We start from the raw sequence: 16,544 nt of genomic DNA, 5'->3' as shown, positions 1-16,544 counted from the left end.
AGTTTGCTAAAGCATATAGATTAAAAAATACAAAGAAGATGACCGTTGCTCATACCTTTATGTTAAAACGTATAATGTTGTTGTTTATTTTGATAGTTGCTGCTGTTAATAGAGAAAGCGTAAGGTTCTTAATAACTAATTATCAGAACACTTTAGTCCTTTATTTTAATGTTAATTAATTTATGAAAATAATCATCAAGCGCTTGTGCAGTACAGTTGGCATTATTTTCACGTGACCATTCCATAATACCGAAAAGGCTAGAACCATAAATATAAAAAATTAAGTCCTTTGGTATCGTTGGATCAACTTCAATTCGATGTATGTTTTGTTTAATATCTTCTTGGATTACTTTAATAAAATGATTCCCAGTAGTTCGTTCAAATTCTTTATCCCCTTGTTGAAAATCACCAATTTTTTTCAATTTATCAATGTGGTTAATCGTTTTTTCCATAGTGCTAAAGGGGCTATTGATACGTTCCTTTAAATCTATAGAAAAATAGTCTTTGGTTAAATCAGTGATTAAATAAATGAGTAAATCATATTTGTCATAGAAATGTTTGTAAAATGTTGTTCTATGAATTAACGCATTTTCACATATTTGATTTACTGAAATTGATGAAAATAGTGTTGTTTCCAAAAGCGTATAAAAACTGTGACTTAAGGCGCGTTTCGTTTTAATCACACGTAAATCATTTTCATTCATTCTACAATTCTCCTTATGTGTAGTTTAAATATACAGTTCTATATTATTAATTCTTTATAAAAGAATCAAAAATGATTAGTATGTTACTATGAATATGTAAGATACAGATAATCTACATAATATATTTAAAATATAACGTTGATTAAATAGGGAGGCAAATAGTTTGGCAAAATTTTTGTATAAGTTAGGGTCTTTTGTCGCAAAACATAAGTGGTGGAGCATTATTGCATGGCTTATCCTGCTGGCTGCGATTATTACACCGTTGACATTAAATTCACCCAAATTTGATAATGACATCACGATGAATGGCCTGAAATCATTAGATACAAATAAAAAAATTGAAGATGAATTTGGGCAAGATAGTGAGAAAGCTCAGATTAGAGTTGTATTTAAAAGTGATGCCGATAATGGCATTGTTAAACCCCAAGTTACAAAAGATATTAAATCAGCATTAAAAGATATTAAAGATGATGATAAAGATGTTAAAAATGTAACTGATCCATTTGAGAGTAAACAGATTAGTAAAGATAAAACGACTGCCTTTGCAGATGTAAACTACGATGTTTCTGCAACGAATTTATCTGATAAATCTAGAGATAATGTCAAAGATAAAATAGACAAAATTGAAAAAGAACATAATGTCCAAGTCGAGCGTATGGGAACAGGTATGGAAAGTACAGAGATTGGTGGCTCTTCTGAATCAATTGGTATTATTGTTGCATTTGTCGTATTATTTATTACATTTGGTTCGTTCATTGCTGCAGGTATGCCAATTGTCAGTGCTATTCTAGGTCTTGGTACCGGTGTCGGAATTATTTCATTGTTAACTTATGCCTTTGATATTCCTAATATAACATTAACATTAGCTATTATGATTGGTTTAGCTGTTGGTATCGATTATGCGTTATTTATTCTATTTAGATATAGACAGATTATGAAGACGGAAACAGATCATGTGAAAGCAGTTGGTTTGGCTGTAGGTACTGCAGGGAGTGCGGTTATCTTTGCTGGAATCACTGTAATTATCGCTGTATGTGGTCTATCACTCGTTGGAATCGACTTCTTAGCGGTAATGGGATTTGCATCCGCTATTAGTGTGTTAGTTGCTGTATTAAGTGCGCTTACACTATTACCAGCATTAATTAGTATATTCCATAAACAAATTAAACCTAAGAAAACAAAGTCAGAATTCAAAAATGATGTTGATACATTTTGGTCTAAATTTGTTGTTGATAAAGCATTTGTAGCAATTTTAATTGGTTTAATTATTCTTGTCTTAGCAGCAATTCCTATTAAAGACATGCGTCTTGGTATACCAGATGATGGTGTGAAGGCTGCTGATTCAACACAGAAAAAAGCATACGATATTATATCTGATAAATTTGGCGAAGGTTTTAATGGTCAAATTGCAATGCTTGTAAATGTTAAAGATAAGAAAGATAATCCGCAACAGCTTAAACAAGATTTACAGAAAATGTCACAAGACTTAAAAGATAAAAAGAATGTTGATTTAGTGACACCACCACAGTTATCAAAAGATAAAGATTATGCATTAATTGCTGTAATTCCTGAAAAAGGACCTAATGCAGAATCTACAAATAATCTCGTTCATGACTTACGTGATTATAATGATACTGCTAAAAAAGACTATGATTTCAAAACTGAAGTATCAGGTCAAAGTGTAATTAATATTGATATGTCGCAAAAATTAAATAATGCAATTCCGTTATTTGCTGGTGTTATCGTCGTATTAGCCTTTATATTATTAATGGTTGTATTCCGTTCGATTATCGTACCGTTAAAGGCAGTACTCGGATTCGTACTGTCTCTTGCGGCAACACTTGGCTTTACTACATTAGTTATGCAAGAAGGTTTCTTATCTAATATATTTGGCGTCAGTGAAACAGGGCCATTATTGGCATTCTTACCAGTAATTGCTATTGGTTTACTCTTTGGTTTAGCCATGGACTACGAAGTATTCTTAATGTCACGTATTCATGAAGAGTATAGTAAAACGGGTCAAAATAAATACTCTATTCGAGTAGGAATTAAGGAAAGTGGACCAGTGATTGTAGCTGCTGCATTAATCATGTTTAGTGTATTCTTTGCTTTCGTATTCCAAGAAGATGTAATGATTAAATCGATGGGTATATCATTAGCGTTTGGTGTATTATTTGATGCCTTTATTGTGAGATTAATGCTTATTCCAGCGTTAACTGCGTTATTTGGCAAAGCTTCTTGGTATGTTCCAAGTTGGTTGAATCGTATTATGCCGAATATTGATATTGAAGGACATGCATTACAAGAGAAATATACTAAAAAATAATGATTGAAGTATAACAACATGAAAGTAGTTCGACGAAATGGTCGGGCTACTTTTTTTGTCTAAAAATCAACAAAATAAATATTTTATAGAAAAAATATGTAAAGTCATTGAAAATATATTGTGATGAGGTGAAATATGAACAGCGAATACAATATAACATTTAATGACACGATGCATAGTACACGGCGGATTAATAAAGGTATGTTAATCGTCTTGGTATTAAATGGTTCACTTTCTGTAGAACAGGGATATACATCGACCATTTATCCTAAGGGCGGAATATTTATTATTAACCATAATGAAACATACCAATTCAAAGAATTAGCAGATTGTTATTATATTAGTATCCATATTCTACAAAATTACTTACAGATGACGTTATCAGAAGATATTGGGAAATATTTTATATTAAAAAGAAAAAAACTACAAGATACAATATATCAACAGTTAGGACATACTATTGCCAAAATAGGTACAGTATTTATTAGAAAAGGACGGTTTCATCAACTTTATATCGCACAACAAATGATAGATTTACTTTTTATTATCATACGTTATATACCGACTAAAGAAGAATCTACAACCATAGTCAAAAATAAAGATAAACGTATTGTAGCAGTTTGTGATTATATTAAACATTATTATAGTGAACCGATAACTTTGAATGAAGTTGCTGATCACTTTGATGTAAGTGTGTCATATTTATCACGTAAATTTAAACAACAAATGGGTATTGGCTTCACGCATTATATTAACCAAATTCGCTTAGAACATGCGAAAGATGATTTGTTGCATACACAACTCACAGTTACGCAAATTGCCTTTAAAAATGGCTTCAATTCTTCTAATTTACTAATTAAATATTTTAGACAAGAGATGAAACAAACGCCTTCTGAATACAGAAAGCAGTCTCATGAATCGAGACGATATACAACATTAGAACATATAAAAGAACCACATAATTATCAAAAATATTTGTATTATTTATCACTATTTATAAATCAAAATATGGATAATATTGTGCACTCACCTGAAGCGCAAAAGGTTATTAATGTACAATTAAAATCTAGCAACAAGGTATTGACACCGATTAAGCAAGTCGTACAAATAGGAACTTTGGATAACTTACTAGTTGAGCGCTATAAACAACAATTAAATGAAATAGAGCGAGACATGGGGGTAAGCCATATAATCATTAAAGATCCGATATTTGTAGGTGGATTAAATCAAACTTATATGGACAGTGATGAACAAATCCCTCATGTGCATCCATATATGCATATTGATGAAAGTTTAAATTATTTGATGATGAAAGGTATTGCTTTAGGGATAGAACTTGTACCACCACAGTCGGCGTTTCAATTTAAGCAGTATTTTAAAGAATTGAAACAATTGATTAAACATATGTGTAATGTCTATACACACCAAACTGCTTTACAGTTAGTAATCTATATACAAAGTGGAGATAAACAACAATTTTTGGATATAAGCAAGTTATTTAAAGCGTATTTTGTAGAAGTAAAAATGATACTTAATATACCTGTGCTTGACTTAGCGCACTTGGATCAAGATATAGATTGTTATCTAGAATTGATAGATGGAGTCGCGTTTTCAGCGAATCAAAATGATGTGATAGACCTTCAATCATTAGAAAGTGAACAATTTAATTTAGCAGAGAAGCATATACAGCAACAAATACGTCAGTTGAAGCATTACCTACAATCAAGGCAGCGTACATTATCATTTACGTTACTGAATTGGAACACGCTTACAGGTAATACGAATCTAACAAATGGTGAATACTTTAGAGCGGGAATTATATTTGAGCAATTGTTACAAATTAATCATGAGATAGATTACATAGGGTATTGGCTTAATTTCGAAATTCATCAAGCCTTTAATAGTGATGCCAGACCATCACAAGTGGGGGGCATAGAACTCTATCATCAATTTGATGCTAAACGTCCGGCGTACTTCACAAGTATGTTTTATAAACGTTTGTTCAAGCAAATTATGTATCAATGTGATTATTGTCTAGTTGTTGGTGATAAAGCACACTTTCAACTCGTTCTTTGGGATGCAGAGCATTATAATCCTTACTTTATAACAAAGAATGGGCGACAACAGTTAAATCATAGTGAATATCAAATTAATATCCGTGATATGGATGCTGGAAAGTATAAAGTTAAGCACTTTACCTTAGATAAAAATAATGGCGCGCTATATAAAATATGGCAACAATACAATACAACACATGGCATGGACCAAGAAACAATAGATTATGTCAATCGAATCACCTATCCTCAATTAAAGGTTAATGAGGTAGAGGTATTGTCATTTTTTACGTATCATATAAAATTGACAACTAATGCAATACATATAATTGAATTTAAGAAATATATATAGGGTATAAGAAAACATGTGATTTATTGCAACAGGCGCAAGCAATAAGCATTATTTGTATGAATCGAATTAGTGTAAAAGTATTTGTATTATGCATGAGTTGCAACGATCTATAGTGATAACGTTGGTGCCGTCTCAGTTATTGATATCTTTGAAATATAAATCAAATAAAAATTGAAGGAGGTAATAGAAAAAACAGGAAATAGCCGTGAATGTTTTGCAAATAACAAAAATGAATGACTCAAATTTGCTTTATTTTACTAAGGTGAAAAATCTGTCATAAATTATCATGGTTGATAGCAAAAATGGCATATATCGTCCGAAGCACGTTCTCTATAATGATTTTTGAACTAAGAAATGTCTAAAGCATTAATTGTATTTTAAGACATGGTTATTATAGGAGGACAAGTTTATGGCAGAAGAGGTCAATACACAGCACTATAAAGGTGATAATAAACTGATATTAGGTATTGTGTTAGGTGTAGTTACGTTTTGGTTATTTGCGCAATCACTATTAAATGTTGTACCTGAATTACAACGTTCATTCCATAGTAATATTGGTACGATTAGTATTGCAGTAAGTATTACCGCTTTATTTTCCGGCATGTTTGTCGTAGGTGCAGGTAGTTTAGCTGACAAAATTGGACGTGTAAGAGTAACTTATATAGGGTTATGGTTAAGTATTATAGGATCGCTCTTGATTATAAGTACCAATATCCCATTATTCTTAATCTTAGGAAGAATTATACAAGGTTTATCTGCAGCAGCGATTATGCCTGCAACGTTGGCAATTATGAAGGCATATTACGAAGGGAAAGAGCGTCAACGTGCGCTTAGCTTTTGGTCTATTGGATCTTGGGGTGGCTCAGGATTAGCATCATTATTTGGTGGCATGGTATCCACATTTATTGGTTGGCGTTGGATATTTATACTTTCAATTATCATTGCATTAATTTCAATGTTGCTGATTAAAGGAACACCAGAAACAAAATCTAAAGGCAATGTTGCAAGTAAATTTGATTTCTTAGGATTAATTCTTTTTGTAGTCATGATGTTAAGTATTAATGTTGTGATTACGCAAAGTGCAACATTTGGGTTACTTTCTCCAATTATACTAGTACTCATCGTAGTATTTATTATATCTACTGTGGCATTTATTAAAGTTGAAAATAAAATTAACAATCCGTTGATTGATTTTAAATTATTTAAAAATAAGGCCTATACAGGTGCTACATTATCTAACTTTCTATTAAATGGTGTCGCAGGGGCACTATTAGTAGCAAATACTTTTGTACAAAGAGGTATTGGATTTAACGCCTTCCAAACAGGACTGTTGTCAATTACGTATCTTATTACAGTATTGTTTATGATTCGAGTTGGAGAAAAGGTGTTACAAAAGGTTGGCGCTAAAAAACCGATGTTGTTAGGTACTGCTTGTAACATGGTTGGTATTATTTTAATATCATTTACATTTTTACCTAATATGGTCTATGTCGTGGTATGTATTGTAGGTTATTTATTATATGGTTTAGGTCTAGGTTTTTATGCAACGCCTTCAACAGATATGGCAATATCAAACTCTCCAGAAGATAAAGTAGGCGTAGCTTCTGGAATCTATAAAATGGCGTCATCTCTTGGCGGTGCATTTGGTATTGCTTTGTCAGGTGCATTGTTTGGCATTGTGTCAAGTATGACAAATATTCATGTTGGTGCACTTGTTGGACTATGGCTCAATGTATTAATGGCAATCTTGTCGTTCGTAATCATTGTATTTACTGTCCCAACAACCAAAAAATATTAATTTTTTAGAGAATTTAAACATTTAACTTTTAAAGAATTAGTCAGAAAATAACAGTATGTTACGTATTAAGCTATATAGGAGGAATGCACTATGATGAATGCATTAATAGAAAAATTAAAAACTAAAGAACAACGTATGATAGATATACGAAGATATTTACATCAACATCCTGAACTGTCATTTCACGAGGAAGCAACACCGAAATATATCGCTGATTTTTACAAGGATAAAGATTGTAAAGTTGAAACGAATGTGGGTCCAAATGGCGTTAAAGTAACGATAGATAGTGGTAAGGCAGGAAAGACGATTGCGATTCGTGCTGATTTTGATGCATTACCAATTGAAGAGCAAACAGGTCTATCCTTTGCATCGAAAACACAGGGCGTTATGCATGCGTGTGGTCATGATGCACATACGGCATATATGTTGATCTTGGCTGAAACTTTAATTGAACTAAAAGACGAGTTTAAAGGTAAAGTAGTTATCATACATCAACCTGCCGAAGAAGTACCACCAGGTGGCGCACAAGGTATGATTAAAGATGGCGTGTTAGATGGTGTTGATCATGTGTTAGGCTTACATGTGATGAGTAACATGGAAGCAGGTAATATATATTATCGTGAAAAAAATGTCCAAACAGGCAGAGACTTCTTTAAATTGAAAGTCATTGGTCAAGGAGGACATGGTTCTTCACCTCATTCTGCTAATGATGCGATTGTAGCAGGTGCGCATTTTGTATCTGTATTACAAACAATTGTATCTCGTCGTTTAAATCCGTTTGAAACAGGTGTAGTAACGATAGGTTCATTCGATGGTAAAGGGCAATTTAATGTAATCAAAGACAGTGTTGAAATCGAAGGGGATGTACGTGCTTTAACAGATGAAACAAAGCAAACAATTAAAAATGAAGTACATCGCTTATCTACAGGTTTAGAGGCAATGTTTGGAGTGACTTGTGAATTAGAATATCACGATGATTATCCAGCGTTATATAATGACCCTGAATTTACAACATTTGTAGTAGACTCTATTAATAATGCAGAAACGGATGCTATCAAGAACGTTGAACGATGTGAAGCACAACCACCATCAGAAGACTTTGCATATTATGCGAAAGAACTACCTAGTGCATTTATCTATGCTGGTGCTGCACCTGAGGATGGCAAGATTTACCCGCATCATCATCCGAAATTTAATATCAGTGAGTCATCTATGAGAGTTGCTGCTGAAGCGGTTGGCTTAACTGTATTAAATTACTTGAAATAATCAATTGTAAATATTAGAAACAAGGGTTGGGGCATAATGTCTCAACCTATTTTTGTTAAGGTAAACATTTTATAAGAGGTGAATATTTAATGTCATTTCTAAATAGTAATTAGGGTTATTTGTTATGCTTATACATCAACGCGGGTGTATCTTCCATCTAGTTTAATATTGTATATTTGAGTGTATATATAAACTAATAAGAATTTATTCAAAGGATGATGGAAGATGAATGGAGATAAGAAACTGACAAGTTTGCTTGAAACATATAATAAATCGTTAAAAAAGTTATTTAAATACGATAAATCTAAAGCATTAAAGTTTGATCAGGATAGTAGAAGTAAAGTGAAGGAACAAAAAGGTGTATTTGTTATTTTTAATAATAAGCAGCCATTGTTTGTCGGGCAAGCCGGAGGTTATATGACAGGATATAAATTGACGCAAAAGGATTTAAACGACAAATTAGCGCAATTTAATTCGAAATCAGAAGCAGGTACAGCTAAATTTAGAAAAGCATTTTTAGAACAACAAAATATTACTGAAATTGAGTCGAAGGATTTTAGAGCGGAAGATTATCAATTAAAGTTTCAATACATTAAAGTTAAAGGGAATCCAGCACTAATAAATCTGCTTGAAATACTTGCTTTAGAATATGCCAAGGAAAATGATATTAAGTTATATAATTTTCAATGATATAAATAGTGAGTAGGATAGCAGAGAAGGAAGTAGGCGATAATGATGAATATGAGAAAGTTAAATCTTTGTTACGATAGCTTTGAGCTCAAGGTAAAGTTGCCGAAAAGTTATTTTAATAATTCAACTCGAAACTATCCACTCCTTATTGTACAAGATGGTGATTATTTATTTAAGGATGTTGAAGCAGAAGTTATTTTCGTAGGGGTATTACCTCATGATAGAACGGCGGAATACACACCGTGGCCAGAAGAGGTATCTAGCAAGCATTATCTTGGTGAAGCCGATGCTTATTTAAATTGGATTGTACAATCACTCATTCCTTATATGAGAAAATGCTTTAATATATCTGATAAGAGAGAGGAAATCGGTATAGCTGGTGCTTCATTTGGAGGATTGGTTTCCTTATATGCTTTATTTAAATATCATGATGTATTCGGTCACTATATATTATTATCTCCTTCAATTTGGTATCCGAATTTCATTTCATTTATGCGACATCAAACGATTATTGAAACAACACAACATATCTATTGGTATGTCGGTGCGCTTGAAGGTATAGATAGCACACATCTAAATCGTTATATGGTACCAAATACAGAACGTGGCGTTGATATATTAGATGAACTATTGATATCTGAAGAAACGACATTGCAGTTTATCCAAAATAGAAAAGGACTGCATAGGGATCATTTCTTTAAAAAGTATTTTGCTAAGGCAATTAAAAAAATATACTGATTTTGTAAAAATATTGCTGTTGATTGTTTATAGCACCTGAAACTAAGTTGTAAATAAACACTTTTTAGTATGAATAGTGCTAAGGTAAAAAGTATAAGTATAAGTTGAATTGCATTGCATTAATAATGCAATATAGTAATAAAAGTTCGAGGTTGAGAAACATTACAGTTCACAACCTCGTTTTTATTTTATGTTCAACGACTTTTTGTTTTAACTATTTTACTAAGGGTGGGGGATACTTTATGAAACAGCAAAACAAAAATATAAGTGAGCAGCAATTATTGTTAGGTATTGTACTGGCAATTTTGACCTATTGGTTATTTGCGCAGTCATTTCTTAATATTGGACCAAAAGTACAAGGGACTGTCAGCACTTCTCCAGATATAGTGAATATTTCTATCAGCCTTACTTCATTTGTGACAGGGGTATTTATGGTTGTCGCAGGTAATATTTCAGACAGATACGGTATGTTAAAGATGACACGCATTGCATTAGTATTAAGTATAGTTGGTTCATTAATGTTAATCATTACAAATAGTGTTGTGCTGTTGTTAGTTGGAAGAATGATTCAAGGATTGTCAGCAGCAATTTTAATGCCAGCAACAATATCGATGGTCAATTATTACTTTGAAGGTGCTTCAAGACAACGTGCTTTAAGCTTTTGGTCAATAGGTGCATTTGGCGGTACAGGACTTTCTTCATTTTTCGCAGGGGCAATTGCAACATTTTTTAATTGGCAAGCGATATTTATGATTTCGATTATTGTCTCGGTATGTGCCTTGTTTTTATTTAAAAATTTATCTAACCAGCAGTTTGAAAAACACGCTAAAGTAACCAAATTTGACATCAAAGGCTTAGTATTATTTATTGTGATGATTGCGAGTATAAGTTTCGTGATTACGCAAGGCTATAAGATTGGTTGGTTGAGCGCAATTACCTTCATATGTATAGGGGTATTTATTATTTGTGGTTATTTATTTTATTATGTTGAACAACGACAGTCGACGCCATTCATCAATCTACAACTATTTAAGAATAAGCCATATATTGGCGCAGTGATTGCAAACTTCTTGTTAAATACAGGGGTTGGTGTGATTGCGTTGTTAAATATGTATATCCAATCTGGAATTCACTTAAGTCCTTTATATGCTGGATTAATTACATTGCCTTATTTGATTGCTTTACTCATTGTCATACGGTTAGGAGAAAAAAGTATCAAGCGCTTTGGTGCGAAACGTGCAATGATTGTAGGACCGATATTGACTGCTTTAGGTGTTATATTATTTAGTTGTACCTTTTTAAACGCGACACAATATATTGTATTAGCATTGATTGCTTCTGTACTGTTTGGTGCAGGGACAGGTCTATTTGCTACGCCAGCATTGAGTACAGCAGTATCAACGACTGACCCGGATAAGGTTGGAGTAGCATCCGGAATTTTTAAGATGGGGTCGACGTTAGGTGGTGCATTTGGTATTGCGATTATGACTTCTCTTTTTACTGGTGTGATGCAAGGAGGATATAGCGTACATGTAGCGGCGGGAGTTGGTTTTATTGTAGGTAGTATGCTTATCTTTGGAGCAGTTTGTGCAAGTGCAATTGTGATACCAACACGGTCAGTGAAGGGGTCGGTTATAAATAGTAGATAGTTAGTATCAAAGGTTGAACAATGAGTTGTAACTAAATGGATGTTAACACATGATGTAACAGACGATTTAGACAATGAATAATGTTCAACCTTTTGTTTTGTTTATGATTTGTATTTAAATGCTAAGTGTACATCATGAGCAAAAGCAATTAGAGGTCGAATGGTCATTTGAATACTCCCTATGACAAAGAGTACGGTTCCGCTAAAGGTTGTTGCACTATTGAAAAAGAGCAAACTACCAACTAAAAAGACTAATCCTAAAATAACATCATTTAATTGATAAAGAGCTTTATAAATCATTGTAAGCCGTGTAGGTTGTGTATGATGATTAAAGTTAAGATCAGGATTTGTGGCGTTTCTATTTAGTTTGTTCAACTTATTTTTACTTGGCATTTGAGCATCCCTCTTTTCTTTGAGATATAGCAATCGTTCCCTCAATTAGTTTACATCAAACGCTGTGAGCATTATGATGATATTAATAATTGGGGAATGAAATGAGGGTGTGCTATGCATTATAAAACATATTATGAATCACCAATTGGGCGTATTGCTTTAACGTCTGATGGTACTAATCTAACTGGATTGTGGTTGCCAAAGCATAAAGACTTTGAACAACAATATAATGAAACATTAAGAGAGGCTGAGCTACCTGTATTTGATAAGGTAAGCAATTGGTTAAATGACTATTTCTCAGGAAATAATCCAGAGATAAACTTTCCATTAGCTCCTGAAGGAACGGAATTTCGAAAGCGAGTTTGGAATTTGTTGCTTAAAATACCATATGGCGAGACCGTTACTTATGGAGATATTGCACAAGACATTGCACGACAACTAGGCAAGGAGAAGATGTCTTCTCAGGCTATTGGCGGTGCCGTTGGTAGTAATCCAATTTCTATTATTATTCCATGTCATAGAGTGGTAGGAAAAGATGGAAATCTAACGGGATACGGAGGCGGAATAGACACTAAAATAGCCTTGTTTAAAATTGAACAAATGAATATGGCTAATTACTATAGACCTAAATTTAGTACCAAACCATGATGTACTAAATTTGTATACTGTCATTAGTATTAAGTGCAAGTAGCAGAAAAATAAAAAAGCCGCTTAGCTCAAAATGTTTATGAGCATGTAGCGGCGAATTTTTATGCATTTAGTTTTCGTAAGTATCTGTCCTAAATAATTTATCACAATCTTAATTCACAGGATAAGATTAAGTGATTTAAGCATTAATTTAAGGTATTATAGTTACGGATATGATCATTGATGCTATCTAAGTAGAAAATACTATTTTGTTCATTATCTAATTCAGTTTTATGATCAAATTCTAAATTGTCAAAACGTTTGAAGAATGTTTCATACGTATCTACTGAAATCTCAGTACGGTTATTTAATAAATCTTTATGGCCTTGAATATCTAAAGCATTTTGGTAGCCTTCTACTAATTTTCCGCTAAAGAATTCACCGACTGAACCAGAACCGTAACTGAATAAACCAATGTTTTCACCAGCAGAAAGGTTATGAGTTTCTAATAATGAAATGAGGCTGAGATATAAAGAACCAGTGTAAATATTACCTACATAGCGGTTATAATATGTTGCTGCATCGTAGCCAGTAGTTAAACGTTCTTTTGTATCTTCGTCAATGTCATCTGTTAGAATAGAATCAAGTGCTTTTTTACCCATTTTTGTAAATGGAACATGGAAGCACAATGATGAAAAATCACTGAGCGATTTATTGTGACGGCGTGCATATTCATTCCAACTTTCTTGGAAAGAATGAATGTAAGCATCTTTTGATAATGCACCATCAACAAGTGGATAAGGTTGGCCACTTGGACGCCAGAAATCATATACATCTTCAGTAAATGCAACTGCATCATCATTTAGTTCAAGAATACGTGGATTTTGTGATATTATCATGGCAACAGCACCTGCACCTTGTGTAGGCTCACCACCAGAATTTAAACCATATCGTGCAGTATCACTGGCGATGACTAATACTTTTTCGTCTGGACGTTGAGCTAAATAATCTTTAGCTAACTGAATTGCTGGCGTTGCAGCGTAACAAGCTTCTTTCATTTCAATACAACGTGCGAATGGTTGTATACCTAGCAAGTTATGTATTTGGACTGCAGATGCTTTAGCCGAATCAATAGCAGATTCTGTTGCAACAATAACCATGCTAATTTGTTTTTTGTCTTCATCCGTGATGATTTCTTTGGCAGCATTTGCACCCATAGACACGATATCTTGGCTCATAGGACTTACTGACATTTCAGTTTGCCCAATACCGAGTAAAAATTTATTTGGATCAACTTGACGAGCTTCGGCAAGTTTGGCCATGTCTACATAAAATTTTGGAACATAAAAATTAATTTGATCAATACCAACTGTCATAAAGCGTATCGACACCTTTCTGTATATAAATAAGCAATTGTATCATACCAAATCAAACGAAGAAAATACAATAATTTAAAAATAGTTACAAAGGAGATTTATAATGAATAATATAGCTATTGTTAGCGCAAAGCGTACACCAATCGGGAGATATAAAGGGAAGTTAAGCAATTATTCAGCTGTAGAGCTTGGTACTAAAACATTAGAAGCAGCTATGAAAGCGGTTGAAATTAATCCGGAAATCGTAGATCAAGTCATTTACGGAAATGTATTGCAAAGTGGTAGTGGGCAAAATCCAGCACGCCAAATTAGTATAAATGCTGGTATCCCGAATACTGTACCAGCGATGACAATTAATGAAGTGTGTGGTTCGGGACTGAAATCGATTATCTTGGGTAAACAGCTCATTCAATTGGGAGAAGCCAAGGTCGTTGCTGTAGGCGGTGTAGAAAGTATGACTAATGCACCTAAGTTAATACTAAACGATGATGAAACACCTGTAGCAAGCTTTATGCATGATGGTTTAACAGATGCTTTTATGGATGTACCAATGGGCATCACTGCAGAGAAAATAGCAGAGAAATATGATGTGACAAGAGAACAACAAGATGCATTTGCTAACGAATCTCAAAGAAAAGCACATGAAGCAACATTATCAGGGAAGTTCGACAACGAAATTGTACCGTTAAAAGATATAGACGGTGAATGGATGACGACAGATGAAGGTATTAGAGGCAATAGTAGTATAGAGAAATTAGCGACATTAAAAACAATCTTTAAAGAAGATGGAACTGTAACAGGTGGCAATGCTTCAAGTATCAATGATGGTGCGTCAACAGTGATACTTATGGATGCAGATTACGCGAAACAAGAAGGTTTTGAAATACTAGCTTATGTTGGTGAACATGCAGAAATTGGTTGTGATCCAGAATTTATGGGTTATGCACCATATCATGCTGTCACACAACTATTAAATAAAGCTGATAGAGATATTGATGAAGTTGATATAGTTGAAATGACAGAAGCATTTGCAGCACAAAGTATTCCTGTAACAAAGAATTTAAATATTCCTGAAGAAAAACTTAATTTATATGGTGGTGCAATTGCTTTAGGTCATCCAATTGGTGCGAGTGGCACAAGATTAGTAACAACTTTAGTGAACGCTTTAGCACAAGAGCAAAAGCAAACAGGTGTTGCAACGGCTTGTATTGGTGGGGGCTTAGGTATCGCTATGTTGATTGAGAAGGGGGATAAATGATGGAAAGCTTAGGCAAGACATTTCGTCATTTGTCACGTAAAGAAAAATTAGAGGAATTGGTTACTAAAGGCTGGTTAAGTGAAGAGAATCGGGATATGTTTTTACATGATCCATTAATTTCCGAGGAAATCGCTGATAGTTTAATTGAAAATGTAATTGGACAAGGTGCATTACCAGTAGGTTTATTGCCGGAAATTATTGTCGATGGTAAATCATATGTCGTGCCAATGATGGTAGAGGAACCGTCAGTTGTTGCAGCAGCAAGTTATGGTGCAAAGTTAGTAAATCAGACTGGTGGGTTTAAAGTTGTAGCTAGTGAGCGCTTGATGATAGGTCAAATCGTATTTGATGGCGTTACTGATACAACAGCATTAGCCAACAAATTACAAGAATTAGAACCGAAGATTAAGCAAATTGCTGATGAATCTTATCCATCTATTTTAAAGCGTGGCGGTGGGTATCATAAAATAGAAATTGATACCTTTGCAGAAGCGCAATTATTGTCATTAAAGGTATATGTTGATACACAAGATGCAATGGGCGCTAATATGCTAAATACTATTTTGGAAGGTATTACGGCCTACTTGAATAATGAATTGTCAGATATAGATATTTTAATGAGTATACTGTCAAACCATGCGACAGCATCAGTTGTGAAAGTGCAAGGTGAAATTGACGTCGATGCTTTGACAAAGGGTGATCGAGACGGACACGTTGTTGCAAAACGCATGGAACGAGCTTCTGTCTTAGCACAAGTGGATATTCATCGTGCTGCTACACATAATAAAGGTGTTATGAATGGAATTCATGCAGTAGTGTTAGCTACAGGTAATGATACAAGAGGAGCTGAAGCTAGCGCACATGCTTATGCTAGTAAAGATGGTCAATATCGAGGTATTGCTACATGGGAATATGATGAGCAACGACAAAAATTAATCGGCACAATCGAAGTTCCAATGACATTAGCAACCGTTGGTGGAGGTACGAAAGTATTACCCGTTGCAAAGGCGGCATTAGATTTAATGAAAGTAACCTCAGCTAAAGAATTAGGTCATGTTGTTGCAGCAGTTGGACTTGCACAGAATTTCTCAGCTTGTCGAGCACTTGTATCTGAAGGGATCCAACAAGGACATATGAGTTTGCAATTTAAGTCGTTAGCTATCGTAGTTGGCGCACAAGGTGCAGAAATTGAACAAGTTGCTCAGTTGTTAAAGCAACAGCCACAAGCCAATACGGCAGTTGCCGAGCAATTATTAGCTGACATTAGAACGCATCAATAATAAATATAATATAGTCTAAACGCTAGTATCAGAT

At 33.9% G+C, this 16,544-nt stretch carries 13 protein-coding genes; 10 read left to right on the top strand and 3 right to left on the bottom strand.

Annotated features, from left to right (window positions below):
• Positions 1-152 precede the first annotated feature (152 nt).
• Entirely contained in the window at positions 153-704 is a 552-nt protein-coding gene (locus SH09_RS14825; RefSeq protein WP_042740362.1) for a TetR/AcrR family transcriptional regulator, read from the bottom strand.
• Between the two features lie 163 nt (positions 705-867).
• On the opposite strand from SH09_RS14825, the gene SH09_RS14820 reads away from it, so the two are divergent.
• From SH09_RS14820 to SH09_RS14790, 7 genes are all read left to right on the top strand, one after another.
• Positions 868-3,030 carry an MMPL family transporter gene (locus tag SH09_RS14820; protein WP_042740361.1) on the top strand — a complete coding sequence of 721 codons (2,163 nt, stop codon included), beginning with the start codon at positions 868-870 and terminating at the stop codon, positions 3,028-3,030.
• Between the two features lie 135 nt (positions 3,031-3,165).
• Positions 3,166-5,436, top strand: a complete 2,271-nt coding sequence (gene aryK, locus SH09_RS14815) for a transcriptional regulator AryK (protein ID WP_042740360.1) — start codon at positions 3,166-3,168, stop codon at positions 5,434-5,436.
• A 409-nt stretch (positions 5,437-5,845) separates the two neighbouring features.
• Positions 5,846-7,234, top strand: a complete 1,389-nt coding sequence (locus SH09_RS14810) for an MFS transporter (RefSeq protein ID WP_042740359.1) — start codon at positions 5,846-5,848, stop codon at positions 7,232-7,234.
• A 90-nt stretch (positions 7,235-7,324) separates the two neighbouring features.
• Entirely contained in the window at positions 7,325-8,500 is a 1,176-nt protein-coding gene (locus SH09_RS14805) for a M20 family metallopeptidase (RefSeq protein ID WP_042740358.1), read from the top strand.
• 225 nt (positions 8,501-8,725) lie between these two features.
• Positions 8,726-9,190: a hypothetical protein gene (locus SH09_RS14800; RefSeq protein ID WP_042740357.1), complete on the top strand. Its 465-nt coding sequence runs from the start codon at positions 8,726-8,728 to the stop codon at positions 9,188-9,190.
• A 42-nt stretch (positions 9,191-9,232) separates the two neighbouring features.
• Positions 9,233-9,928: an alpha/beta hydrolase gene (locus SH09_RS14795; protein WP_229366531.1), complete on the top strand. Its 696-nt coding sequence runs from the start codon at positions 9,233-9,235 to the stop codon at positions 9,926-9,928.
• 242 nt (positions 9,929-10,170) lie between these two features.
• A complete protein-coding gene (locus SH09_RS14790) occupies positions 10,171-11,577 on the top strand; it encodes an MFS transporter (protein ID WP_042740356.1) in 1,407 nt (468 codons plus the stop codon).
• 101 nt (positions 11,578-11,678) lie between these two features.
• Here SH09_RS14790 and SH09_RS14785 read toward each other — a convergent pair whose 3' ends face one another.
• Entirely contained in the window at positions 11,679-11,969 is a 291-nt protein-coding gene (locus tag SH09_RS14785) for a YrhK family protein (protein WP_042740355.1), read from the bottom strand.
• Positions 11,970-12,083: 114 nt separating this feature from the next.
• Here SH09_RS14785 and SH09_RS14780 point away from each other — a divergent pair, with 114 nt between their 5' ends.
• Positions 12,084-12,617 (top strand): methylated-DNA--[protein]-cysteine S-methyltransferase, encoded by a 534-nt coding sequence (locus tag SH09_RS14780; RefSeq protein WP_042740354.1) that lies wholly within the window; start codon positions 12,084-12,086, stop codon positions 12,615-12,617.
• A 185-nt stretch (positions 12,618-12,802) separates the two neighbouring features.
• Here SH09_RS14780 and SH09_RS14775 read toward each other — a convergent pair whose 3' ends face one another.
• Positions 12,803-13,972, bottom strand: coding sequence for a hydroxymethylglutaryl-CoA synthase (locus SH09_RS14775; RefSeq protein WP_042740353.1), 1,170 nt, complete (start codon positions 13,970-13,972; stop codon positions 12,803-12,805).
• Positions 13,973-14,075: 103 nt separating this feature from the next.
• Between SH09_RS14775 and SH09_RS14770 the strand changes: the two genes are divergently transcribed.
• Both SH09_RS14770 and SH09_RS14765 read left to right on the top strand, forming a co-directional pair.
• A complete protein-coding gene (locus tag SH09_RS14770; protein WP_042740352.1) occupies positions 14,076-15,230 on the top strand; it encodes a thiolase family protein in 1,155 nt (384 codons plus the stop codon).
• A complete protein-coding gene (locus tag SH09_RS14765) occupies positions 15,230-16,510 on the top strand; it encodes a hydroxymethylglutaryl-CoA reductase, degradative (protein ID WP_042740351.1) in 1,281 nt (426 codons plus the stop codon). The genes SH09_RS14770 and SH09_RS14765 overlap by 1 nt, the downstream gene beginning before the upstream one ends.
• Positions 16,511-16,544: the final 34 nt, after the last annotated feature.

This window comes from Staphylococcus gallinarum, assembly GCF_000875895.1.
Taxonomy (GTDB): domain Bacteria; phylum Bacillota; class Bacilli; order Staphylococcales; family Staphylococcaceae; genus Staphylococcus; species Staphylococcus gallinarum.
The sequence above is the reverse complement of the archived record's forward strand: the minus strand, read 5'-3'. Positions and strand labels throughout refer to the sequence as shown.